This is a genomic window from Acinetobacter sp. LipI_19 (genome assembly GCF_058242925.1).
In genome coordinates this window covers 2,667,811-2,690,975 of sequence record NZ_JBZAYK010000001.1, presented here as the reverse complement: position 1 = coordinate 2,690,975, position 23,165 = coordinate 2,667,811, and the positions used below count along the sequence as shown (strand labels likewise).

Here is a 23,165-nt window from a genome sequence, read left to right as displayed (position 1 = left end):
ACTTTTATCATGGCGTTACCATTTAATGTAGGAGTCTAGCATGGAATTTTATATCGCAAATATGACCTGTGGTGCTTGCGCGCGTCGTATCACTAAAGCAATTCAGTCTTTAGATACTAAGGCGGAAGTTATCGCAGATCCACCTAGTCGCAGTCTCAAAGTGAAAACCAGTGTTACTGAAGATGATTTAAGAGACAACTTAACCGCAGTGGGTTATCCCCCACGCTAAAGGCTATATGATAAAAAAGCGACCAAATGGGTCGCTTTTTTATTTGAGTAGTCATTGTTAAAGCTAAGCATTCAATCTTTTTTTACTTTTTGTTGAGCAAGGGGTGAAAAAGATAAAGAATCATTTTGATGATAGGTTTCTTCTAATGCAATTTTTTGCTGTTGCAATCCATCGAGAATAGGACAATTCGGTCGTTCATCACCAGCACAACAATTAATCAAATCTTGTAAAGTGTTGGTCATTTTCTGTAGTTCTTGAATCCGAATTTCTAACTTCTCGATATGTGAGAGTGCCATTTGTTTGACATCTGCGCTTTGTCGATTCTTATTGTTCCATAAATCCAGCAGATCTGCGATTTCTGCAACTGAAAATCCAAGCGATCTTGAACTTCGAATGAATTTTAAGCGTTCAGCATCCTGAGTTGTATATGAGCGGTAACCTGCATTACTTCGACCCACTATAGGAATAAGACCAATTTGTTCATAATATCGAATCATTTTGGCTGATATCCCCACACTTTGAGACAGTTTTCCAATATTCATTAAGATTTCTCTCTACAAGCTCCTACTCGAAAGTAGAAGCGGTTTGAAAGCGACGTAAACGTAAGGCATTCGCCAAAACAAATACACTGGATAAGGCCATTGCGCCTGCTGCAAATATCGGAGAAAGCAGAATGCCATAAGCAGGGTACAATAATCCAGCAGCCACTGGAATCAGCAGGGTATTGTAAGCAAACGCCCAGAACAAATTCTGCTGAATATTGCCGATGGTTGCTTTTGATAAGGCAATTGCGTTAGCGACACCTTGCAAATTACCTGACATCAGCACAACATCCGCCGACTCAATTGCAACATCCGTACCTGTACCAATGGCCAGCCCCACATCTGCTTCAGCCAAAGCAGGAGCATCATTGATACCATCACCGACAAATGCAATATTGCCATATTTTGCTTTCAATGTTTGAACTGCTTTTACTTTGCCTTGAGGGAGTACTTCGGCAATGACTTCATCAATACCTAATTGCTGAGCAATAGCTTGTGCTGTACGCGCATTATCTCCCGTAACCATTGCCACTTTTAGACCGAGTTGATGCAACGCTTTAATCGCAGATGGTGTTGTAGATTTAATAGGGTCTGCAACAGCAATAATTGCTGCGAGTTTGCCTTGAATTGCAACATATAATGGTGATTTACCTTCGTCACCCAAACGTTGAGCTGCATTGGTAAAGGGTAAGATATCAATATTGAGTTGCAACATATAGCGGTCTGCACCAATATGAATATCTTCATTTTCATTGATCTGAGCATAAACCCCCATACCAGTTACGGAATCAAATTGTTCTACTTTTGGCAAAGTGAGGTTTTCTTTGATTGCTGCATCTACGATGGCTTTCGCAATTGGGTGCTCTGAAAGAGATTCAACAGCTGCAACTCGACTCAATACGTAATCACGTTCAAATGATTCAGTAACTTCAAAATCAGTGAGTACAGGATGACCTTCTGTCAATGTTCCTGTTTTGTCTACCGCAACGATTTTGGCATTTTTGAGTAACTGTAATGCTTCACCTTTACGGAACAATACCCCTAACTCTGCACCACGACCTGTTCCGACCATAATCGAGGTTGGCGTTGCTAGACCCATGGCACAAGGACAAGCAATAATAAGGACAGCTACCGAGTTCACTAAAGCGAAGGTTAAAGCAGGAGAAGGACCGAAAATCAACCAGATCAAGAATGTCAGTACAGCAGCCACCATTACTGCTGGGACAAACCATAAGGTGATTTTATCAACCACAGCTTGAATTGGCATTTTGGAGCCTTGCGCTTGCTCAACTAAACGAATAATTTGTGCGAGCATGGTTTCGCCACCGACCGCAACTGCGGTAAAGCTTAAAGTCCCATTTTGATTTATAGTACCACCGACTACATCACTGTCGATGTTCTTCTCAACAGGTATAGGCTCACCAGTAATCATAGATTCATCAACAAAGCTTCTGCCTTCAATGACTCGTCCATCAACGGGAACACGCTCACCTGGTTTTACAATGATAAAGTCACCAGCAACAACTTCATCAATTGGTATGTCGATGATTTGGTTGTGACGAGAAACGTGAGCAACTTTGGCTTGTAGGCTGACTAAACGCTGAATGGCTTCTGACGTTCGACCTTTGGCTTTGGCTTCAAGAAAACGACCTAATAGGATCAAAGCCACAATCACAGCAGCAGCTTCATAATAAACGTTCACTGTACCAGCAGGTAAGACGTTTGGTATAAATGTTGCGACAATTGAAAATAAATAAGCAGCCAATGTTCCAACTGCAACCAAAGAGTTCATATCTGGTGCTAAACGTAATAAAGCAGGTAAACCATGTATATAAAATCTTCGTCCAGGAATTACTAGAACCAATGTGGTGAGAATAAATTGTAAATACCAACTATTTTGTACACCAATCGTCTGAGCAATTAGATGATGCATGCCCGGAATAAGATGCGAACCCATTTCTAATATAAAAACAGGTAAGGCAAAGATAGTAGCAAGTGTCAGATCACGCTTTAATTCAGCGCGTTCTTGATCTTTTTTTTCTAAGTGTTCTGCTTGATTTGGAATAGCCGTTTGAATTTCTTTCGCATCATAACCTGCCTTATCCACGGCTGAGATTAATGCTGCTACATTGGTTGTTCCGAAAATGGTGGCACGTTCAGTGGCAAGATTGACATTGGCCTCTTTTACGCCGGGTACATTTTTAAGAGCTTTCTCAACCCGGCTGACACATGAGGCGCAGGTCATGCCATCAATTGACAACTCTGTGGTTACATCAGCCACTTCATATCCAGCATGTTCAACGGCTTTGATCAAGGCATCACGGTCGATAGGAGTATTGGAGGTGATATCGGCACGTTCAGTGGCTAGATTAACCGATGCATTGGTTACACCATTGACTTTTTTAAGTGCTGTTTCTATTCGACTTACACAACTAGCACAGCTCATTCCCTTGATTTGTAAACTACTTTTTAAACCGGAAACACGATCAGTTGATCTATTTTCCATAAGTCACACCTATAAGTCTTATATCATGATCTAAATCCTAAACTCTTACATAATGTTAAGGTCAAGTAAAACAGTTCAATTTTTTATAAGATATTGTTGCAATTATAAATTTGGTTTGCAAACCTATCCTAAGACGATATTCTTCTGAACATAATTCACCTTTAACCCTTTATTCTTAATCATAGTTCATTATTGTTTTATCTATTACGCCTCTTGCGTGAGTCAAAAATCATCATTTTAGATTAATCCTGATAATGACAAGCATATAAATTAACCTGTTTTTTGCTTTGTATAATCACGCATAGTCGTTTTATCATGAAGTGATATTGGCTATCACCGTTCGGCGAAGGTACACGATGTAATTCTCGCTCAACAGAGGGTTTTTGCTCCCTTATATTGTTGTTAAGGTTTATTTATTTCTAATTTTATTTTATTTATGAGTCTTTTTCCATTCGTATCATGTTGAAAGATCTTGTTTTTTAAAAATAACCGTAAAAATTACTAAGCCATCTCGTGATTCAGCTTGGATAGTTGCACCATGAAGTGTCAGGATCGACTTGGTGATAGCAAGCCCTAGACCTGTCCCATCTTCCATGCGTTGTCGAGATGCATCAGTTCGATAGAAACGGTCAAATAATCGAGACAACTGTTCAGCTGACAAGGTTGGGCCTTCATTTTCAATTGAAAAACTATTGTAATCTGCTGTTTGCTGGCATTTAATTTGAATGACCGAGTTTGGCTTGCCATATTTAATCGCATTAGATATTAAATTACTGAGCGCACGGCGTAGCATAGTAATATTTGCATTTACTTTTCCATTACCGAAAAGGTGAAATGTGATATTCTTTTGTGCTGCGAAAGCATCATAAAATTCAAATAATTTATCAAATTCTTCATACAAGTTAATTGTTTGTAAGTTTTTAAGACTAAGACCATTTTCTGCTTTAGCCAAAAACAGCATGTCTGAAACGACTCTTGCCAGATGTTCACATTCCTCTAAGTTAGAAAATAAGACTTCTTTATAGGCCTCTATATCACGACTGCGAGATAGACATACTTGGGTTTGAGTCATTAAGCTGTTGATTGGAGTGCGAATTTCGTGTGCAAGATCGGATGAAAAGTCTGAAAGTTTTTCTAAAGCCGACTCTAAACGGTCAAGCATTTCATTAAAGGCGATGGTTAGTGGTTTTAATTCTGTTGGAGTATTCTCAACTTCTAAACGCTCAGATAAATGCTGGGCTGAAATCCCTTCGGCAACTTGTGCTATTTTTTTGATCGGGCGTAATCCTCGCCAAACAGCAAACCATCCTAAAAACATTAAACATAGTGCGCCAATTAAACAAATATAGAATAGCTGGCGTTTGAATGCTTTTAAAAAAGATATATGTTCTGATGTATCAATCGCAACAATAATTTGTGTAGATTGTGCATCTTTATCATCTTCAAAAATATTTTGATAGGCCAGCCCACGATAGTTTTTATTTTGTACTTCCCATTTTAACCATTGATTTTGGTCGGTAGTACTGTGTGGCGTGAGGACAATTTGTGCGGAATTGAATACAATTTGATTTACAGGTCGTTCAATTTGAACAATCAGATTATCATGCCCGATAAGAGAATCTTTTAATAAGGCATTAAGTTTAGATGTGTTGGTTGGGTTTTGTTTTAAGAGATTTTGTATAGACTGAATTTTTCCCTCAAGTAGCACTCGATCCTCACTTTCGAAGTGCTGCGAGACACCAAGAAGTATCTCGAAGCCCATGATGATCAAGATGGTGACCGTTGAGAGAGAAAAAAGAATCGCGATTCGAAAACTGATCGCATTGAAGACTTTAAGCCTCATCTTCGATCTCTAGAACATACCCCATTCCCCGAATATTTTGAATCAGTTTAGGTGTAAAGTTACTATCAATTTTATTTCTTAAACGTTTAATTGCGACTTCGACTACATTGGTGTCACTGTCAAAGTTCATATCCCAAACTTGCGATGCAATCAGCGCTCTCGGCAGAATTTCTCCACGTCTACGCATAAATAATTCCATCAACGCAAATTCTTTTGCCGTTAGATCAATTCGTTGTCCTGCACGAGTAACACGGCGTTTTCTGATATCAAGTTCGAGATTGGCAATACTGATTAAGTTATGGTCTTCTCTTTGCTGTCCTCGGCGGAGTAAGCTTTTTATTCTTGCAAGGAGTTCGGCAAAAGCAAATGGCTTAACCAGATAGTCATCTGCGCCCAAATCTAAACCTTTTACTCGATCTTCGATTTGATCCCGAGCTGTCAAAAATAAAATGGGCATGTTTTTCCCGCTTTTACGTACAGCTTCAATAATATGCCATCCATCCATTCCCGGTAACATTACATCCATTATAATGACATCGTATTCCTCAGAAAGTGCATATTGTTTACCCGTGAGCCCATCAGTGACCCAATCAGTTATATAGCCCGCTTCAGATAAGCCTTGTTTAAGGTAATCACCTGTTTTTTGCTCATCTTCTATTAATAAGATTCTCATTTTAGTGTCCTAAAATACCTTTTAGAAACATAATAGCGTGATAAAACATAAGTTGGATATGGATTACAAAAATGTCATTTTCAGGTCATCTAGATGATCAACTCTTCGATTTACTCTCTTAATAAGTGTCTCTCAATCTCGGAGAAATAAATGCGCACAATTTTGTACATCAGTTCCACGTTGTTTATCTTTGTTGGTACTTCAATTGTTGCTCAGCAATCTTGGGCGGATGTTTCTAAAATGGCGCTCAATGAAAATACGAATATTCATGCAACACAAACAATCCAAAAGCAGTGTTTAATAAAGCGGTGTAATGTACTACCCAGTCGAAGCCTCAACCAATGAACATACACAACACCAGCACGTTCACTTATCCACGATGGCAAAAATTCATCCAACGACAATGCTTAAATGGACTCTTCGACGATGAGGATGAATCATGCAAATATGAGAGGTTAGCTACACCTATTCGATAATTTTAATAAAACTTTGTTTTGAAAATTGAAGCATAAATAAGAGAGGTGAGACCTTATCATCGTCAAACAAAGCATAATTTGCAGGATGCTTTTAATGAAAAATTTATCTAAAAATAACAGTCTTTTAAGTGTTTAAAATTTTTTGGAGTTTTATATGTCTCATATTCAAACTTTACAAGATCCGTTCTTAAATATTTTACGAAAAAAACGTATTGCAGTTTTTATTTTTCTTGTGAATGGAATTAAATTGCAAGGATATATTGAGTCTTTTGATTCCTATGTATTGATGTTAAGAAACAGCGTAGGTCAAGAACAAATCATATATAAACATTCAATTTCTAGCATAATGCCTACACGGAATATTCGTGTAAATGTTAATGTTTTTCTTGCAAGATTCGATGATCAAAATAATTTCAACAATTCATATGACGCTGATGCTCAAGATAGCTAGAGCCAAATTGATTTTGGTTATCAAGATGGCTTTAATGACGAAATACCAGTTAAAGAATTTTTCAAAAGATGAAAAAAAGCAAATTATAAATTTAGACTGGATATAAGTTGTATGAAAATTAAGATTTAAGATATAGCATTGAGCTATGCAATTATTGATCTGTACATTGTGGATTTTCTTTTCATACACTTAATGAGAAAAGCAAAAAAGAAACCACATAAAAAATGAGAAAAACAACTTAAAAAAAGCCCCACGCTAAATGTAGGGCAACAGGATAAAATAACAAGATCTCTCAACGAGCGCTTATTCAGCATCGATGAGATTTTATAAAAATACCAACAGCAAAATGATACCCAACACCACACGATACCACGCGAACACTCTCAAGGTGTGTTTTTCAACAAACTTCACTAAAGCCTTGACCACTAATAATGCTGCAATAAATGCTGCAATAAAACCCACCGAAATATTGATGAGATTGTCTGAAGTTAAAACGTCTGCATTTCGAATCAAATCATAGGTTGCAGCACCTAACATGGTTGGCATCGCAAGGAAAAAAGAAAATTCAGTTGCCGCTTTACGTGATAAACCAGACAACATTCCGCCAATAATGGTTGCGCCTGAACGTGAGGTTCCTGGAATCATAGCAAGGCATTGAGCAAATCCAACCAGAATCGCTTGTTTTAAGGTAATGTCAGTGGCTTCTATAGTTTTGGGTTCAAACTTTCTCGCTTCCACAGCAAAAATAATTAAACCACCAATGATTAAAGCAAAGGCTACAACCAAAGGACTAAATAGAACCTGTTTAATAAAATCGACCGCTAACACACCAATCACCACAGCAGGAATGAAAGCAACCAAAACATTAATTGCGAAACGTCTAGCCTGAACATCCCCTGAGAAAAAACCTCGAATTAACTCAATGATTTTTTGTCGGTAAAGCCAACATACCGCTAAGATTGCACCCAATTGGATCACAACCTCAAACACGCGTCCAGAATCTGAATGAAAATCAATTAAATGACCAAATAAGATCAGATGACCTGTACTGGAAATCGGTAAAAATTCAGTTAAACCTTCGATTAACCCCAAAAATAAAGCTTTAAGCAGTTCAAAATTTTCCATAAATGAAATAAACAAGCGTTTTAAAATTTGAACCTTTGTAATGTATTTAGGGCTGTTTATAAATGAAAAAAGACAAAATTTTACGAAATTTTTACGCGGCTGATCTGACTGTAAATAGAGAGTTTACGGGGAATTTTTAGATACTGAGTCGTGGAATATCCCAGTGTTTAGGATGAAAAAAGATGAGTGCTAAATTTATAGCGCATCAACAAGTACAGCATCCAAAATTATGCTTACTTCAAAAACATATAAATCATTGCAATATCGACATTTTTAATTTGAGTCATTCAAGTTGGGGGGGAATGTCATGTTAGAGTTGATTTTAGTCTTGGTGATTGTGGTGCTTTTGGCTTTTCCTTTAGGGAAATATCTTGCCTGTATCATGCAAAATAAAGACATGAAAATTGATCCAGTGTTTAGCTGGATTGAAAAGCCAATTTATCGTGTTTTTGGCACAAATCCTAAACAGGGCATGAATGCAAAGACCTATTCACTCAGCTTTGTGATGAGTTGTATTGTGATTGGATTGGTGACTTGGGTACTGTTTATGTGCCAAGCAAGTTTGCCACTCAATCCAAATAATGCACCCAATATGTCATGGGATTTAGCACTACATACCATGATTTCATTTCTGACCAATACCAACCAACAACATTATTCAGGTCAGGCACAACTGTCATATTTATCACAGATGGTTGGAATTGTTGGGTTGCAAATCATTACTCCAATGATGGGTTTGGCAATGGTGGTGGCAACGGTACGTGCTTTGTTTTATCCTCAATCAAATACTTTATCAGAATCAGATCAAAATCTAAGCTTTGAAAATAAAGTTAAAAAAATCAATGTGGGTAATTATTGGGCCGACGTGATTCGCCCAACCTTTCGGTTTTTAATTCCGTTATGCATGATTTGGTCATTATTACTGAATAGCCAAGGTGTGCCATCAACCTTTCAAGGTGGCCCAGAAGTTCAAGTCATTGACCAAGCCGCTGAATTAAAAACTCAAAAAATTCCACTTGGTCCAGTTGCACCAATGGTTGCGATTAAGCAATTGGGCAGTAATGGTGGTGGTTGGTATGGGCCTAACAGTAGTGTGCCATTAGAGAATCCAACCCCATTTTCAAATTTCTTAGAAATGATTGCGATTTTACTTATTCCTGTCGCCGTGATTTTTATGTTGGGATTTTTAACCAAACGGGCAAAATTTGCTGGCTTTGTTTTTGGCTCGATGTTGCTGATGTCAGTGATTTCCGCCACAACAGCAATCTGGTCTGAAAGCCTTTCATCTTCAGCAATGCAAATTTATGCCATGGAAGGCAAGGAGGTTCGTTTTGGTGAAGCATCTTCTGCGCTGTGGGCAGCATTAACTACACAGGTCAACAACGGTTCAGTCAATATGATGCATGATTCTGCATCTCCCTTAACTGGTTTAGTTGCGCTTGCAAATATGCTAATCAATGCGATCTGGGGTGGGATTGGCTGTGGTTTACAACAATTTATGATCTATTTGTTTTTGGCTGTATTTATTGCTGGGTTGATGACAGGACGTACGCCGGAATTATTTGGACGCAAAATTGAAGCAGGTGAAATCAAATTACTTGCTGTGGTGATCTTAATTCAGCCGATTACGATTCTGGGTTTAAGCTCAATTGCTTTGTTTTTCCCTGAGCTTACAGGTAATAGCAATCCGCAATATCATGCCATTTCCCAAGTCTTGTATGAGTATGTTTCGGCTTTTGCCAATAATGGTTCCGGTTTCGAAGGTTTAGCTGACAATACAGTGTGGTGGAATGTTAGCTGTGTCATTGCTTTACTGCTTGGACGTTTCCCAACATTGATCATCCCGCTAATGATTGCTGCTCGTTTAGCTGCAAAGCGTCAAGCTCCTGAAAGCAGTGGTAGTTTAAAAGTGGAAACCCCAACTTTTGCCTTCACTCTGATCGCAATTGTGGTGATGTTGACTTTATTACAATTTATGCCAGTCCTTGTTTTAGGGCCTATTGCTGATCAGCTGTTATTGGTACAAGGCTAAGGTGAAGACAATGAATCATTCAAAACAATCTATTCAAAAACACTCTACTAAAAATATATCATCAACTTTATTCCAAGGCGAAGCCTGGAAAAATGCCTTGATTAAATTGTTACCACAACATGCCATTAAAAATCCGGTGATGGCGATTGTTTGGCTGGGCACCATCATCACACTAGTCAGTACTTTAGCGGGCAAAGCCAATATAATATTTGGCTTATCTGTGACTTTGATTTTATTTATCACCGTATTGTTTGCTAACTATGCTGAAGCCATTGCAGAAGCCAAAGGTCGTGGTCAAGCTTCTTCCTTAAGACAAGCCCGTCAAAATTTGACCGCACGTCGACTCAGCTCTAAAGAGGATGTAGATGGGGTGCAAATTGCTGCAAGCTTATTAAAAATGAATGACTTGATTGAAGTCCGTGCAGGAGAACTTATTCCAGCGGATGGTGAAATTATTCATGGTTTTGCGACAATTAATGAAGCAGCGGTGACAGGGGAGTCAGCACCTGTATTACGTGAAGCAGGTACAGATAAGTCGGGTGTGATTGGGGGAACTAAAGTTTTAACCGATCGTATTGTGGTACAAGTCACCGCAGAAGCGGGTAACAGCTTTCTTGATCGTATGATTGCTTTGGTTGAGGGGTCTAAGCGTCAGAAAACACCCAATGAAATCGCACTGGGCATTTTACTGACTGTTATGACTGTCACTTTTATTGTAGTGGTGGTGAGTTTACCTTTTATTGGACATTTCTTAAAAATTGAAATCAATCCTATTCTTTTGGTGGCACTGTTGGTGTGTTTAATTCCAACCACGATTGGAGGGTTGTTGCCTGCAATCGGGATTGCGGGGATGAATCGGGCTTTAAAAGCCAATGTGATTGCCAAATCGGGTAAAGCCGTTGAGGTGGCTGGTGATGTGGATGTATTACTGCTCGATAAAACAGGCACCATCACTTACGGTGATCGTCAGGCAACAGCATTTTTCCCACTGACAGGCGTGACTGAGTCGGAACTTCGTCAAGCCGCAATATTGACCTCACTTGCAGACCCAACCCCAGAAGGCAAATCCATTGTAGTTTTGGCAAAAGAGCAAGGCGAACATATTGTTGAGCCTGAACAAGTCGAGTTTATTGCATTCAATGCAGCAACTCGAATCTCTGGGGTAAATTTACTGAATGGACCTCAAATTCGCAAAGGGGCATTAGATGCAATTCTTAAATTTGTTTCACAGAATCTTGAGAATCATAGTGAGTTGAGAACCCGTGTAGAGCAGGTGGCTTCAAAAGGTGCTACGCCGTTAGTTGTGGCAAAAGATCAGAATATTCTTGGAGTAATTGAACTTTCAGATGTGATTAAACAAGGCATCAAGGAAAAATTTGCCCGCTTACGTGAAATGGGTATCAAAACAGTCATGGTCACAGGTGATAACCCTTTAACCGCTGCTGCTATTGCGGCTGAAGCCGGTGTCGATGATTACATTGCTGAAGCAAAACCCGAAGACAAGTTAAATTGTATTCGTGATGAACAGAATAAAGGTCATCTGGTCGCTATGGTTGGAGACGGAACCAATGATGCACCTGCTTTGGCGCAAGCTGATATTGGTTTGGCTATGAACTCTGGTACCCAAGCAGCAAAAGAAGCTGGCAATATGGTGGATTTGGATTCGGACCCAACTAAATTGTTATCAGTGGTTGAGATAGGTAAACAGCAGTTGATTACGCGTGGCGCATTAACCACCTTTTCATTGGCAAATGACATTTCAAAATACTTTGCAATTTTACCTGCTTTATTTGTAGCAGCCATTCCCCAAATGGGCGCCTTAAATATTATGCGCTTGGGAAGTTCAGAAAGTGCAATTCTTTCTGCACTTATTTTCAATGCCATCATTATTCCATTACTGATTCCAATTGCATTGCGTGGGGTGAAGTTTAAGCCTTCAACATCGACGCAATTATTACGTCGAAATATGTTGATCTACGGTGTGGGTGGTGTGTTGTTGCCATTTATCGCTATCAAAGTGATTGATCTAATGATCAGCCCTTTATTGGCGCTTTAGAAATTTTGAGGATGATAGAAATGAAGACTGAAAATAATCTATTGGTTGAATCAGCGTTTGTTGGCTTAACCCGAGCATCATTCGGACTAACCATCGTTGCTTTGGGCCTATGTGGGTTTGTCTACAGTGCCGCCGCAACAGGACTGGGGCAAATTCTTTTTGATCAACAAGCCAACGGGAGTTTGATTGTTGAAAATGATCGAGTACTAGGCTCTCAACTGGTTGCACAACCTTTTGTGCAAGCGCAATATTTTCAACCAAGACCATCTGCTGCTAATTATGATCCTATGGCAATGGCGGGAAGTAATATGGCACGAACCAATCCTGATTTGCATAAGGCTGTAGATGCACGTTTAGATAAAATCGCGATGCAGGAGCACATTGAAAAAAGTGCTATTCCTGCTGATTTGGTCACAGCTTCAGGGAGTGGAATTGATCCTCAAATCAGTCTTCAATCTGCAATGATTCAGGTGAAACGTGTCGCTAAAGCAAGACATTTGCAGGAACAGGATGTGATAAAGTTAGTACAAGAAAGTAGCTTACAACCGACATTTGGAATTTTAGGGCAAGCCAGAGTCAATGTACTTGAATTAAATTTGGCTTTGGATCAAATTGTAAAAAAATGAATTGATTAAGAGCATCAAAGTGAAATGAACCTAGGATGAGGGCACAGTATTTCCCTAATTTTAAAGAGGGGGTTATTAGGATTCTATTTTTAGTGTGAATTCAAACAGCCTCTCTTTTTGCTTTTGCTCATAGATGGATCAAGTGCAATCCAACGATATTTCCCAATGGGAATTTGTGCTATTGAGTGGCAGTACAGCGACACAACTGGACCTCGATTCATAAATATTAAACAAGCAGACGGTGATGACCGATTATAGAAATAATAAAGCAGATGTTCTGCTGCAACACACTCAGCGATATCAATCTGGGCGCCTCACCATATTTTTAGGTGCTGCACCTGGCGTGGGGAAGACTTTTGCAATGTTAGTGCGTGCACATGAACTTGCCTTGCAAGGTGTCAACATTGTAATTGGCTATGTTGAAACCCATGGTCGCATTGAAACTGAAAACCTCATCTCAGGTTTGGTGATCATTCCAAGAAAGGCGATTGAATATCAAGGGCATTATCTTGAAGAAATGGATCTTGATGCTGTACTTGCAAGCAAACCCAGTATTGTTTTAGTGGATGAATTTGCGCATAGCAATATGCCAAATAGTCGTCATGAAAAACGTTGGCAAGATATCAATGAGCTATTGGATGCGGGTATTGATGTATTTACCACCATGAATATTCAGCACCTAGAAAGTTTAAATGACGTGGTCTATCAAATTACGGGTATTCGGGTGACTGAAACCGTACCTGATCGAGTGTTTGAGCGGATTCGTGATATTCGATTAATTGATTTACCTGTCAATGAATTACTTGAGCGTTTAAATCAGGGTAAAGTCTATGTCCCTGAGCAAGCTGAACAGGCATTGCAACGCTTTTTCAACAGTTCAAATCTTACAGCATTACGTGAATTGGCAATGCAAACCGTTGCTAGTCATGTCGATACCGATGTTCGAGAAAATTTTGCCATACAAGGGCTTGTTCCCATTCCTCTGAAAAATCATATTTTAATTATGCTTGAAGGCAATGGACAGGCGGAGGCTTTGGTTCGTGCTGGTTGTCGAATTGCAGAAAATCGTCAGGCAAATTGGACTGTGGTAATTTTTTCTAAAGATTCAAAAATAACGGAAAAACAAGATAATTTATCGAGTCGAGAAATTGAACGAGCTCTAAACTTAACCCGTCAATTGGGTGGAATGACTGAAATACTCTATGGTCAGCAACATGCAAAAACGCTTTTTGACTATGTGATTGATCGAGGCATTTCAACTTTGGTATTGGCGCAATCTCATCGGCAAGTCTTTCCTTTGGGTTTAAATTTTGTTGATCAATTACTTAAATACCAGCCAAATTTTGAATTAAGTATTGTCCCGATTCTCGCTGAACAAAGTCGGCAGCCCTTTTTCCACGATACGCATTCGTTTCTAAACCTTAGAGAAATACTTTTTGTTTTAGCCACCACTGTTATCAGTATTGTGATTGCAAGTCTAGGCGAAAAGTATTTAGGGATTGAAGAGCTTTCCGTAATTTTTATCACTGCCGTGGTATTTGTGGCATCTAGGACACGAATGCTGGCTGCGGTATTTTCAGCGCTGTTGTTCTTTTTGGCTTATAACTTTTTCTTTATTTCACCTAAATTTACCTTACAGATTTCGGCACATCAGGGCGTGATTACCGTGGTTGCTTTTTTAGGAGCAGCATTGATTTCCAGTCGTTTAGCTTCACGACTTAAAGAGCAAGTCATGGCTTTAAAAGCTGCCAATAGCTATAATAGTATTATGCAAGATTTAGGTCAAAAGTTGTCCACAGCGATTGATTTAGAGCAAGTCCAGAAAATAGCAGAAAGTAGTTTAAGTAAAAATTTATCGGCCGAGGTCTGGTTTTATTTCCCAGAATCATCAACGTCTTCGCTTGAAGTTATCAACAGTAAAGAAAAAATTTCAGCAGATTGGACGTTCAAAAACCATCAACCTTCAGGACGATTTACCCAAACATTGACTGAAAATGATTGGTGGTTTTTACCCTTATTGGCCTCAAAGCAATGTTTCGGGGTGGTGGGCGTAAAGTTTCTCAAAAACGCATCTGTATTAAATACTGAACAGAAGCAACTGACTGAAACCATGGTTGAATATATTGCTCAAGCGATTTCTCGAACCCAACTCACCAAAGCATTGGAAATTGCTAATGTGAGTTCAGAAACCGAGAGATTACGTTCGGCACTGTTATCATCCGTTTCTCATGATTTACGCTCACCTTTAGCCTCTATGATTGGTGCGGCTGATACTTTGAGCAATTATCGTCACTCGATGGATCAACAAGATCAAGATAGTTTGTTAGAAGCCATCCATTTAGAAGGTGAGCGACTCGATCGCTATATTCAAAATTTGTTAGATATGACACGCTTAGGGCATGAAGGTTTAACGCTTAAACGAGACTGGATTGGTGTCGATGAATTGATTGGTTCAGCGGTGCGCCGTTTAAAACGTTATATGCCAAATAGTCTTGTTGACGTTGATTTACCCGACCAAACACTCAGCCTATTTGTTCATGCAGCTTTAATTGAACAAGCGATTTTTAATGTATTGGAAAATGCAGCCAAGTTTTCACCAGAACATAAAGCGGTCAGTATTAAAGTTCTACAACTGAATGAAAATGAACTTGAAATTTCGATTAGTGATCAAGGCTTAGGAATTCCAGAAGATGAACGTGAGCGTATTTTTGATATGTTCTATACTATGGAACGAGGGGACCGTGGGCAGTATGGCACAGGATTAGGTTTAACGATCGTCAAAGCAATTATTGGTGCGCATATGGGTAAAATTAGCGCATCCTCAGCCAAAAATAATCAAGGGACTTGCATCCGTATGCAATTGCCTATCCAGCAGATTGGATAAATGCATTTAGTAATTTTAGGAAAAAGCATGCCAGAACAAAATGTATCGACAAGCTCCATGACCAATGTGTTGATTATTGATGATGAAACTCAAATTCGTAAGTTTCTTGATATTGCACTTAGAGCGCAGGGTTATAAGACACTGTTGGCTGAAAATGGACAAAAGGGTTTAGAGCTTTTGGCTTTACAGGGAGCTGATTTAATTATTCTAGATTTAGGACTGCCGGATTTAGATGGTTTAGAGGTCTTATCTGAGTTAAGGGCTTGGTCGCATGTCCCTGTGATTGTTTTGTCAGTACGTTCCAATGAAGAGGAAAAAGTCAAATTGCTAGATGCTGGAGCCAATGATTATGTGACCAAGCCTTTTAGTGTTCAGGAGCTTATGGCTCGGATTCGGGTGTTGCTCAGACAATTTCAAAACGTTGCTGTGGAGTCAGCATTTTTTGATGATGGGTTTTTAAAGATTGATTTTGCCCAAAGACAAGTATTTTTAAACCAGCAACTTATTTCTCTAACCCGAAAAGAATATCAACTTCTCACTTTATTGGCTCAGCACAAAGGTCAGTTGATTACTCAACCTCAGATTTTGAGTGATTTATGGGGTCCAACCCATCAGGAAGATACCCACTATCTACGAATTTTGGTGGCCAAATTACGTGGAAAACTGAATGATAATGCTGTACAACCCAAATATATTGTAACTGAACCAGGCGTAGGGCTACGCTTTGTGGGATAAATTTTACGTCTAACTGTATCTTTATAGTTGTGAAACACACAGTCTAAATTTGGTGCAATTATAGTTTAATAAATAAAGCGTAATGAAATATATTTTATCCAGTTTAAGCTACTGATTTGTGTTACCTTAGCTTTGATCGAATCCGTAAGCGAAACGGAAGTGTTTAGGTTGTTACAGGAATTGCGTATTCCCTCTAAATAGATTTAAAACCTAAGCAGTTAACGCTGAGCATGAGTTCGCAGCATGCCGATCTAAAAGCCCGCATTTTTGTGGGCTTTTTTACATCTTGTGATAATCTTGATTTTTTATATGAATTATAGTTTTATAAAAAACACAAAAAAACTTACCGAACATCGGTAAGTTTTTTAGATTAAGCTTTAGATATTATTTAGGTTGAGTTGTATCAGGTTTTTTCACTTCTTTATTGTCCTGATTTGGATTAGGAGGTGTCGCCCCTGGTGTTGCTTGAGGTGCATCTTTAGGTGGAGTTTGCTCAACGTTTTTAGTATCTGAATTTGCTTGAGTTGAATTTTGTGAAAAACTTTTAAATGACATTCTAGTCTTCTTAAATTGTGAAGTGAGTCTGTATAGTAGTCTTTAAATTTACTTACACTAAGGTAGTTGTGAGAGCCATATGTGGAGATATGTTCGGTAGACTGAGTTTATATCGACAAAATATATTTATAAAAATATCAAATGTTTGTAGTGTATTGTTTTAAATGGCGATATAAATAATTTGTAAATACAGCCACGTACATAAACATCACAAAGCCATTATATAAAATGCTATTTTTAATTTAAAATAATTAAATGTTATTTAAGTTGCATATTATATTGCTTTAGCGTAGTATGGAAAATACTAAAGTAGATGTGCTTAATATATAAGCAAGACTTGAAGGTTGGCTTCAACTCTGACTTCTGCAATATCAAGCTGATGTAAATATCAAAAGTTTAAATTAAGGTTAGATGCCTTCTTATCGTTAGTTCCAAAAATATATCTGTTGGTCTTAATAGTTAAATACTTCTCTGTTTGCAAAAGCTCAAAACAATTGAGTGAAAAATGAATATTTTAAATGGCTGGACAATAGCCTCTGCAGTAAATGGCGATGAAATTCGCGTAAAGATCGTTCCTTTAAAAAGACAACAAAGCAACCGCACTGGTATGAGTTGGGTCGAAGTAGGGAAAAAGATTGAGTTAGAATCTGGTGACGATCGTCAATTTAATATTGATGGTTCATCTTTCTATCTTAACCAAAATCAACTCTATCGAATTGCGATATAACTCGTAATAGATATTTTAAAAAAGCTCATCGCTAGATGGGCTTTTTTTATGGGCGAAAAGCATATCCTGGATGCTTGAACACTAAAAATTAAGCCATCGTTTTTAATCTGTTTTTATTGATGAATATTGTACATTTTTAAAATAATTGAACTGAAAAGGAATGTTTAAATGATAAAAACTTATCATGTGACTGTTTGGTTACATGGGGGATTTTTTTCAATCACGCATGATACTGAAAATTCTATGAATTACTTATATTTCTGAAATTAAATGTAATAAAGTTTCACACAAACTTGCATAACTCACATATCGAAATACTTTATGTAGAATTTGATGGTATCACTAATACACGTTATTCAATTCAGTATGAGGTGTGTCATGTTTAAGACAGTAGCATTATTAGGGACAGGCGTTGCAATTGCTTATTACTATCGGTCTCATAAAAATAATGCTGAAAAAACCAAGGGCAAAAATTTAGCGAAAACCAAAGAGGATGCTCACAAAGAGTCCTTAGCATAAGTATTAAACTAACTTTTTAATGAAAAACCACCAAGTAGGTGGTTTTTTCATTTGTTTAACGCAATGGAAAACATAATCTAGAAAAGTGTACTGTAAAGTAACAACAAGCTTCGGCAATAAAAGCCCTTTAAAGGGCTTTGTTTTGATAGCTCAGAGCTAAAGCGATTCGGACTTAATTTTGATGTTGATTAAACCAATCCGTTGCATGTGCAACTGTTCTGTCAACAATGTCAGGTTGTTCGTAATACTGGAAATGATTGGTTCCATTTTCCCAGATAAGCTTTTTATCTGATGTTGGAATTGACTCGAAATGACGACGGGCCGCTGCTGGATTCATACAGGTATCTGAATGAATGATAAGCGCAGGTTTCTTTAATTTTGCAACACCCGCTACAGTTGAATAAGAAAAATGATCAAGATCACTCATAATCGCGTAGCGATTCTCCCAGTTTTTTAGCGTCCATGCTCCATACCAACTCCATATAATTGGACCAGGTAAACCTGCATTCGAGCCTTTGACGCGATCACCAAGGTCTGGCGATACTAAGGGTTGATAGATCACCTCACCTGTTGTTTCATAAAGTATTTTGGCATTATGTGCTTTCTCTAAACGGATCGCTAATAGTGCTTCTAACTCTTCGATCGTAGGTGCAGATTCAACATCAAATGGATTTGCTGTAACACCTGCCGCAAGCATAAATAAATCAGTTTCTTTATCTCGATAGTATCCAGTAACAGAAACAACGGCTTTGACACGATCTTCATAAGAAGCGATATCTAGCATTTCAGGTCCACCTTGGCAAACTCCTAATAGAAATATTTTATCGGTATCGATATCGTTACGGGTACAGATGTAATCAATTGCAGCAATGACATCTTCATTTTTCATTTTTGGATTTTCAAGACGTCGTGGCATGCCTTGACTCTCGCCCACAGTTCTTGGATCAAATGCGAGGGTGATAAAACCTTCATCTGCTAAACGTGTCGCATACTGAGTGGGTGCCTGTTCTTTTTGAAAAGAATATGGCCCAAGAATGATAATAACAGGGAGTTTCCCATCAGTATTTGGTTTATATAAATCGCCAACTACGGCATCGCCATGTGAATCAAATGTTATTTTTTCTACAGCATAGTTACCATGTTTGGGCATTGTAATTTTCCTTATCATCATCAATTTTGAGTACTCATTCAGCCTATATAAATATATTATTGAGAACAATCTCATAAAACTTTATAGAATAGTGAAAATGGCTCATCAATTGAAAAGCGGTGAACTCTTTGCTTTAACCATTTTTTTATCTGTGGCCTCTCATCGAAACTTTCGTGCAGCTTCGGTCGAGTTAAACGTCACACCTTCAGCAATTAGTCATGCTATAAAAGGTTTGGAAAGCCGCTTAAATGTTCGGCTTTTTAATCGAACCACACGTAGCGTTTCTTTGACTGATGCTGGAATCAAATTGGTTGATTCACTTCGACCATCCATGGAAAATATTTCAAATGCGCTGAATCATTTAGATGATTTTAGAGATCAGCCGAGTGGTGTACTTAGAATTAATGCCAGTGAAGGGGCAGTTAGGTTGGTTTTAAAGCCCGTTCTTAGAAAGTTCTTACAACATTATCCATTGGTTCATTTAGATATTGTGTGTGATGGTAAATTAACCAATATCGTTGGAGAAAATTTTGATGCAGGCATACGGCTTGCAGATGATATTCCTAAAGAGATGGTTGCAATCCGTTTGACTGAAACCGCACGCTTTGTTGCTGTCGCATCACCTGACTATTTATTAAAAAATTCCACGCCACTTGTTCCGCATGATCTTTATGAACATGATTGTATTCGTTTCCGTTTTGATAGTGGCTTAATCTTTCGATGGGAATTTGATATGAATGGCATTATTGAAAAGATAGACGTCAAAGGCCCACTGACACTTACAGATCAAACATTAATGGTTGACGCTGCAATAGATGGCATTGGTATCGCATTTGTGCCTGATCATTTGGTGAAAAACGCTGTGGAAATGCAACAATTAAGTATTGTTTTGGAAAATTTTAGCCCAATTTATCGTGGTCTTAGCCTTTACTATCCAGGTTATCGTCATGTATCCACTACACTTAAGGCGCTTATCAATATGCTTCGTGATTCATTGGGTTATTGATATTTATTATGCATTTTCCCAATTGTTGAAGAAAGCTTGACAAAAAAGATGTGATTGTAGAACCGAAGTTATTCACCTCTAAGGAAAAAATAAAAAGTATTTTATAGAAATCCATATTTTTTTTAGGGTTTTTGTCAAAGTACTTTGCTTAATTTCGAAAAATAGGACATAACTATTAGAGTGAAAATTTTTAATTACTAGGGGAATAAATAATGCTTTCAAAATTTGCCACTCGATTCGCAAGTATTTTGTTTGGAATATTGGCTTTAATCGCGATCGTGATTCATTTTGTTTTTTCGAATCAGCTATCCATTGATCTATGGATTGTTCTCTTCCCTGTTATTTTAGCAGTTCCAATTTTAACAGCAGTTCTGATGACAGGTGATGATGAGTTGGGTGTTCACTCTAATGAGTGGAATAACTCATAATTTTTAGACTTAAGCTCATCGAAAGGTGGGCTTTTTAGTGTATGAAAGAATAGATTTTTGAATCTATTCAGCATCTAACTTTTTCTTTCAATGAACAAAGGATGAATATACACGTTAGCAGCAACAATTTTTGGTTGTATACATAACAAATTGAGTATTTCTGCTATCGTGAATTTAGTAATACAGCAGTTTAAACTTGTATTTGCAGTGTTTTACTTCAATGGATGGATTGTTGATGAGGAGAAACAAGTTGCGAAATTTATTATTTATACTCAGTTTTTTACTATGTGCTGAATTGAAAGCTCAGAGCTCATTAGACCAACCTTTTTTGCAAATTAGAGCAGTTGATAATCAATTCAATATCATTAATCTCGAACTGTATAATGATTTAGTCAAAGTGATTAATTATAATTTTTCGCAAATTAAGCCTGATCGAACAGATGACTTAGCCAGCATTTCTAGAATTAGATTAACCAGCAATGGATTGTTGCTGATATCGGATTTAAAGGGGATTGAGTCTACAGAAGATTTAACAGAGAAATTTGATGAAAACAAGTATAAAAATCTGACCAAAAATAACATCTGTAGTAAAAGTGATTTATTTGAGTCTGATGTCTTTAAAAAAACCACACAAGGCAATATTGTTTATCAATTAAATAATGCTAAAGGTGAGTTTTTGAAAAGCTTTACAATAAACTATAAAGAATGTCTATAGATATTAGGTGTTTAAATGAATATATTAGGATAATTGCCATATATTTAAATACTTATTTTACAGTCGATTTTTTTTGTAGCTCAGACTAATTTATAATTTTTAAATTAAATTCCAAAAAGTAGAATTCCTTAGCCATTTCTAAGGGATAGCAAAATGTGGAATTTCATTAAAAGTTTTAATTGTATAAATGTATGGCTAATCATATCTTTGATCATTCTAGGATTGGTGTTGTTCCTATATTTCTCTTAAGCTTAGACATCATAAGAATTCAGAGATAGTAACATAAGTTTAAGTACCAAGCTCATGTAGGGTATAGCTATATTTCAGCTCTAGTGGACGTAGTGATGGTAATCCACTTTTGATTTTTTCATAAACGCAGTGAATATTTAATTGGGTTTTTTTGGTGAATTAAATGAAATCATTTTTTGTTATACAGAAAATGAATATTCTCAATGCTGTAATGAGTTTAGGAATTGACCTAGCTTTGAGTCTAGATCATCCAAATCATTTCATTATTAACTTCACTAATAATAAAAATGCTTTTAGTGCCAGTAAAGTGATGAATTCTAATCAAAGATGATTTTGTTTCAATTCTTAAGGATGAAGAATACAAGGATGAAGAATACAAAGCATTAAATGGGATAAGTTGAAACGATTTATTAAAACAAATTAAAACCACATAAATTATTGTTATTATTTAAAATAAAACACTCCAGAGATGCCGCTGCATGGTCGTTACCCTGAACCCGATGAGTTCAAGGTGGACGCGACGTACACTTAATGGGTTTCCCACTCAAGGTGGGCATACACTCAAAATATACAGAACACATCCATAAGTTTAAGTATCGGCAGGGGAATAGACGTACTGGCGAACACCCTAGAGTTATATTAAGTATACATAATTTGGGGATTGTGGCAAATCACCAACGCTCAAAATTTATAAATACAATGAAAAAAAGCCACTTGATTGCACGAAAAAAAGCGGTTTATCCCGCTTTTTCAACATCTTCTAGCATTGTTTCTAATAAACGTTCGCATTGTGCATATTCTTGTAACGATTTATTCATGCCTAAAACTTCTTGCATCAGTTCTAAAGCCACCATGATTACCAATTTATTATGTTCAACATTGGGTGCTTTACGGCGAAACTCTTGAAACTTTTCGTTTAAAAGTCGACCCGCACGTTCTAGTTCTGGTTGCTTATCTGTTGTGGTGCCTAAACGAAAACTTTGTTCGATTAAGCGTAATTCTACAGTCACATGTTCAGACATACTCATACTTCCTCATTAGACTCTGATGGATGAGCAAGCTGTTGGATTTCTTGCGCATGATGATCTTGTTCAGTCCCTAAAATCGAAAGACGTTGAATAATGGCCTCTACTTTTGTTTTGGCATGCTCATTTTTTTGAATTAAACGTTCACGCTCATCTTGAAGATTTTTGATATCTTGTAAGTGATGGCGCTGTTCATTTGCCATCTTTTCTTTGACTACGCGTAATTCATTACGTTCAGCTAAAATTTCCTGAAAACGATTTTTTAAATCGGTACAGCTTTTTTCCAAACGCCCATAACGCTCCGCCAAAGATGTGGCATCTGTATTGAGCTGTTGAAACTGATTTTGTAACTGAGAGAGTTGCTCAGTGAGCGTATCAATTTCATCTTGTTTTTGGGTGATAATGCTATTTTTATGACTAATTTGAGCATGAGCTTGCTCTTCGCTGTTATCCTTTTCTTTTAACAGCGATGCATTTTCTTTCTCAACAGTTTCAATTCGTGTTTTTAAAACACCAATATGCGTCTGTAGACGCTGTAATTGTTCTAACATAACGGGTCGCACAGATTTGCAATCAAAGGTAATATATACAGAAGTATAGAGATTGGATAAAC

Annotated in this window: 21 protein-coding genes, 1 other RNA gene and 1 pseudogene; 13 read left to right on the top strand and 10 right to left on the bottom strand. The window is 37.6% G+C overall.

Features of this window, described 5'->3' with window-relative positions; translation table 11 throughout:
• The first annotated feature begins 40 nt into the window (after window positions 1-40).
• A complete protein-coding gene (locus AC4CVF_RS13110) occupies window positions 41-229 on the top strand; it encodes a heavy-metal-associated domain-containing protein (protein WP_336953943.1) in 189 nt (62 codons plus the stop codon).
• 71 nt (window positions 230-300) lie between these two features.
• On the opposite strand, the gene cueR is transcribed toward AC4CVF_RS13110, so the two are convergent.
• The 4 genes from cueR to AC4CVF_RS13090 form a co-directional block, all read right to left on the bottom strand.
• On the bottom strand, window positions 301-771 hold the full coding sequence (gene cueR, locus AC4CVF_RS13105) for a Cu(I)-responsive transcriptional regulator (RefSeq protein ID WP_336953942.1): 471 nt from the start codon (window positions 769-771) through the stop codon (window positions 301-303).
• Between the two features lie 22 nt (window positions 772-793).
• Window positions 794-3,277, bottom strand: coding sequence for a heavy metal translocating P-type ATPase (locus tag AC4CVF_RS13100; protein ID WP_490789580.1), 2,484 nt, complete (start codon window positions 3,275-3,277; stop codon window positions 794-796).
• Window positions 3,278-3,734: 457 nt separating this feature from the next.
• On the bottom strand, window positions 3,735-5,120 hold the full coding sequence (locus AC4CVF_RS13095; RefSeq protein WP_490789579.1) for a heavy metal sensor histidine kinase: 1,386 nt from the start codon (window positions 5,118-5,120) through the stop codon (window positions 3,735-3,737).
• The gene (locus AC4CVF_RS13090) at window positions 5,110-5,793 is read right to left on the bottom strand and encodes a heavy metal response regulator transcription factor (RefSeq protein ID WP_336953939.1); all 684 of its coding nucleotides are present in this window, start codon (window positions 5,791-5,793) and stop codon (window positions 5,110-5,112) included. Before AC4CVF_RS13090 ends, AC4CVF_RS13095 begins: the two co-directional genes overlap by 11 nt.
• Before the next feature lie 150 nt (window positions 5,794-5,943).
• Between AC4CVF_RS13090 and AC4CVF_RS13085 the strand changes: the two genes are divergently transcribed.
• Entirely contained in the window at window positions 5,944-6,138 is a 195-nt protein-coding gene (locus AC4CVF_RS13085; protein ID WP_336953938.1) for a hypothetical protein, read from the top strand.
• A gap of 285 nt (window positions 6,139-6,423) precedes the next feature.
• A pseudogene (gene hfq, locus AC4CVF_RS13080) lies at window positions 6,424-6,636 on the top strand (RNA chaperone Hfq); the annotation flags it as partial.
• 408 nt (window positions 6,637-7,044) lie between these two features.
• Here the strand turns inward: hfq and AC4CVF_RS13075 are convergent.
• Window positions 7,045-7,845, bottom strand: coding sequence for an undecaprenyl-diphosphate phosphatase (locus AC4CVF_RS13075; protein WP_419361035.1), 801 nt, complete (start codon window positions 7,843-7,845; stop codon window positions 7,045-7,047).
• 307 nt (window positions 7,846-8,152) lie between these two features.
• On the opposite strand from AC4CVF_RS13075, the gene kdpA reads away from it, so the two are divergent.
• The 5 genes from kdpA (at window position 8,153) to AC4CVF_RS13050 (ending at window position 16,178) form a co-directional block, all read left to right on the top strand.
• Window positions 8,153-9,877 (top strand): potassium-transporting ATPase subunit KdpA, encoded by a 1,725-nt coding sequence (kdpA, locus tag AC4CVF_RS13070; RefSeq protein ID WP_336953936.1) that lies wholly within the window; start codon window positions 8,153-8,155, stop codon window positions 9,875-9,877.
• Between the two features lie 10 nt (window positions 9,878-9,887).
• Window positions 9,888-11,933, top strand: a complete 2,046-nt coding sequence (kdpB, locus tag AC4CVF_RS13065; protein WP_490789578.1) for a potassium-transporting ATPase subunit KdpB — start codon at window positions 9,888-9,890, stop codon at window positions 11,931-11,933.
• Between the two features lie 20 nt (window positions 11,934-11,953).
• A complete protein-coding gene (gene kdpC, locus AC4CVF_RS13060) occupies window positions 11,954-12,559 on the top strand; it encodes a potassium-transporting ATPase subunit KdpC (protein ID WP_490789577.1) in 606 nt (201 codons plus the stop codon).
• A gap of 244 nt (window positions 12,560-12,803) precedes the next feature.
• Entirely contained in the window at window positions 12,804-15,443 is a 2,640-nt protein-coding gene (locus AC4CVF_RS13055) for an ATP-binding protein (RefSeq protein WP_336953933.1), read from the top strand.
• Window positions 15,444-15,470: 27 nt separating this feature from the next.
• Complete coding sequence (locus AC4CVF_RS13050; RefSeq protein ID WP_336953932.1) at window positions 15,471-16,178, top strand: response regulator; 708 nt, start codon at window positions 15,471-15,473, stop codon at window positions 16,176-16,178.
• Between the two features lie 384 nt (window positions 16,179-16,562).
• Here AC4CVF_RS13050 and AC4CVF_RS13045 read toward each other — a convergent pair whose 3' ends face one another.
• Window positions 16,563-16,733 (bottom strand): hypothetical protein, encoded by a 171-nt coding sequence (locus AC4CVF_RS13045; RefSeq protein WP_336953931.1) that lies wholly within the window; start codon window positions 16,731-16,733, stop codon window positions 16,563-16,565.
• Between the two features lie 505 nt (window positions 16,734-17,238).
• On the opposite strand from AC4CVF_RS13045, the gene AC4CVF_RS13040 reads away from it, so the two are divergent.
• Both AC4CVF_RS13040 and AC4CVF_RS13035 read left to right on the top strand, forming a co-directional pair.
• Window positions 17,239-17,460, top strand: coding sequence for a hypothetical protein (locus AC4CVF_RS13040; protein ID WP_004722098.1), 222 nt, complete (start codon window positions 17,239-17,241; stop codon window positions 17,458-17,460).
• A 378-nt stretch (window positions 17,461-17,838) separates the two neighbouring features.
• A complete protein-coding gene (locus AC4CVF_RS13035; RefSeq protein ID WP_336953930.1) occupies window positions 17,839-17,979 on the top strand; it encodes a hypothetical protein in 141 nt (46 codons plus the stop codon).
• Between the two features lie 172 nt (window positions 17,980-18,151).
• Here the strand turns inward: AC4CVF_RS13035 and AC4CVF_RS13030 are convergent, their stop codons facing one another.
• A complete protein-coding gene (locus AC4CVF_RS13030; RefSeq protein ID WP_336953929.1) occupies window positions 18,152-19,129 on the bottom strand; it encodes an alpha/beta hydrolase in 978 nt (325 codons plus the stop codon).
• Between the two features lie 97 nt (window positions 19,130-19,226).
• Between AC4CVF_RS13030 and AC4CVF_RS13025 the strand changes: the two genes are divergently transcribed.
• From AC4CVF_RS13025 to AC4CVF_RS13015, 3 genes are all read left to right on the top strand, one after another.
• The gene (locus AC4CVF_RS13025; protein ID WP_490789576.1) at window positions 19,227-20,135 is read left to right on the top strand and encodes a LysR family transcriptional regulator; all 909 of its coding nucleotides are present in this window, start codon (window positions 19,227-19,229) and stop codon (window positions 20,133-20,135) included.
• Between the two features lie 212 nt (window positions 20,136-20,347).
• The gene (locus AC4CVF_RS13020) at window positions 20,348-20,563 is read left to right on the top strand and encodes a hypothetical protein (RefSeq protein WP_336953927.1); all 216 of its coding nucleotides are present in this window, start codon (window positions 20,348-20,350) and stop codon (window positions 20,561-20,563) included.
• A gap of 250 nt (window positions 20,564-20,813) precedes the next feature.
• Complete coding sequence (locus AC4CVF_RS13015) at window positions 20,814-21,278, top strand: hypothetical protein (protein WP_490789575.1); 465 nt, start codon at window positions 20,814-20,816, stop codon at window positions 21,276-21,278.
• A gap of 705 nt (window positions 21,279-21,983) precedes the next feature.
• On the opposite strand, the gene ssrS is transcribed toward AC4CVF_RS13015, so the two are convergent.
• The 3 genes from ssrS to AC4CVF_RS13000 all read right to left on the bottom strand — a co-directional run bounded on the left by ssrS (window position 21,984) and on the right by AC4CVF_RS13000 (window position 23,103).
• A non-coding RNA gene (ssrS, locus tag AC4CVF_RS13010) (6S RNA) lies at window positions 21,984-22,165 on the bottom strand.
• Window positions 22,166-22,264: 99 nt separating this feature from the next.
• On the bottom strand, window positions 22,265-22,549 hold the full coding sequence (locus AC4CVF_RS13005) for a cell division protein ZapA (RefSeq protein WP_336953925.1): 285 nt from the start codon (window positions 22,547-22,549) through the stop codon (window positions 22,265-22,267).
• Window positions 22,550-22,551: 2 nt separating this feature from the next.
• Complete coding sequence (locus AC4CVF_RS13000; protein ID WP_336953924.1) at window positions 22,552-23,103, bottom strand: hypothetical protein; 552 nt, start codon at window positions 23,101-23,103, stop codon at window positions 22,552-22,554.
• Window positions 23,104-23,165 lie beyond the last annotated feature (62 nt).

Bases quoted from the DNA above. Each gene is read 5' to 3' on its own strand.
- AC4CVF_RS13110 (WP_336953943.1), top strand. From the start codon at position 41: ATGGAATTTTATATCGCAAATATGACCTGTGGTGCTTGCGCGCGTCGT.
- cueR (WP_336953942.1), bottom strand. From the start codon at position 771: ATGAATATTGGAAAACTGTCTCAAAGTGTGGGGATATCAGCCAAAATG.
- AC4CVF_RS13100 (WP_490789580.1), bottom strand. From the start codon at position 3,277: ATGGAAAATAGATCAACTGATCGTGTTTCCGGTTTAAAAAGTAGTTTA.
- AC4CVF_RS13095 (WP_490789579.1), bottom strand. From the start codon at position 5,120: ATGAGGCTTAAAGTCTTCAATGCGATCAGTTTTCGAATCGCGATTCTT.
- AC4CVF_RS13090 (WP_336953939.1), bottom strand. From the start codon at position 5,793: ATGAGAATCTTATTAATAGAAGATGAGCAAAAAACAGGTGATTACCTT.
- AC4CVF_RS13085 (WP_336953938.1), top strand. From the start codon at position 5,944: ATGCGCACAATTTTGTACATCAGTTCCACGTTGTTTATCTTTGTTGGT.
- AC4CVF_RS13075 (WP_419361035.1), bottom strand. From the start codon at position 7,845: ATGGAAAATTTTGAACTGCTTAAAGCTTTATTTTTGGGGTTAATCGAA.
- kdpA (WP_336953936.1), top strand. From the start codon at position 8,153: ATGTTAGAGTTGATTTTAGTCTTGGTGATTGTGGTGCTTTTGGCTTTT.
- kdpB (WP_490789578.1), top strand. From the start codon at position 9,888: ATGAATCATTCAAAACAATCTATTCAAAAACACTCTACTAAAAATATA.
- kdpC (WP_490789577.1), top strand. From the start codon at position 11,954: ATGAAGACTGAAAATAATCTATTGGTTGAATCAGCGTTTGTTGGCTTA.
- AC4CVF_RS13055 (WP_336953933.1), top strand. From the start codon at position 12,804: ATGACCGATTATAGAAATAATAAAGCAGATGTTCTGCTGCAACACACT.
- AC4CVF_RS13050 (WP_336953932.1), top strand. From the start codon at position 15,471: ATGCCAGAACAAAATGTATCGACAAGCTCCATGACCAATGTGTTGATT.
- AC4CVF_RS13045 (WP_336953931.1), bottom strand. From the start codon at position 16,733: ATGTCATTTAAAAGTTTTTCACAAAATTCAACTCAAGCAAATTCAGAT.
- AC4CVF_RS13040 (WP_004722098.1), top strand. From the start codon at position 17,239: ATGAATATTTTAAATGGCTGGACAATAGCCTCTGCAGTAAATGGCGAT.
- AC4CVF_RS13035 (WP_336953930.1), top strand. From the start codon at position 17,839: ATGTTTAAGACAGTAGCATTATTAGGGACAGGCGTTGCAATTGCTTAT.
- AC4CVF_RS13030 (WP_336953929.1), bottom strand. From the start codon at position 19,129: ATGCCCAAACATGGTAACTATGCTGTAGAAAAAATAACATTTGATTCA.
- AC4CVF_RS13025 (WP_490789576.1), top strand. From the start codon at position 19,227: ATGGCTCATCAATTGAAAAGCGGTGAACTCTTTGCTTTAACCATTTTT.
- AC4CVF_RS13020 (WP_336953927.1), top strand. From the start codon at position 20,348: ATGCTTTCAAAATTTGCCACTCGATTCGCAAGTATTTTGTTTGGAATA.
- AC4CVF_RS13005 (WP_336953925.1), bottom strand. From the start codon at position 22,549: ATGTCTGAACATGTGACTGTAGAATTACGCTTAATCGAACAAAGTTTT.
- AC4CVF_RS13000 (WP_336953924.1), bottom strand. From the start codon at position 23,103: ATGTTAGAACAATTACAGCGTCTACAGACGCATATTGGTGTTTTAAAA.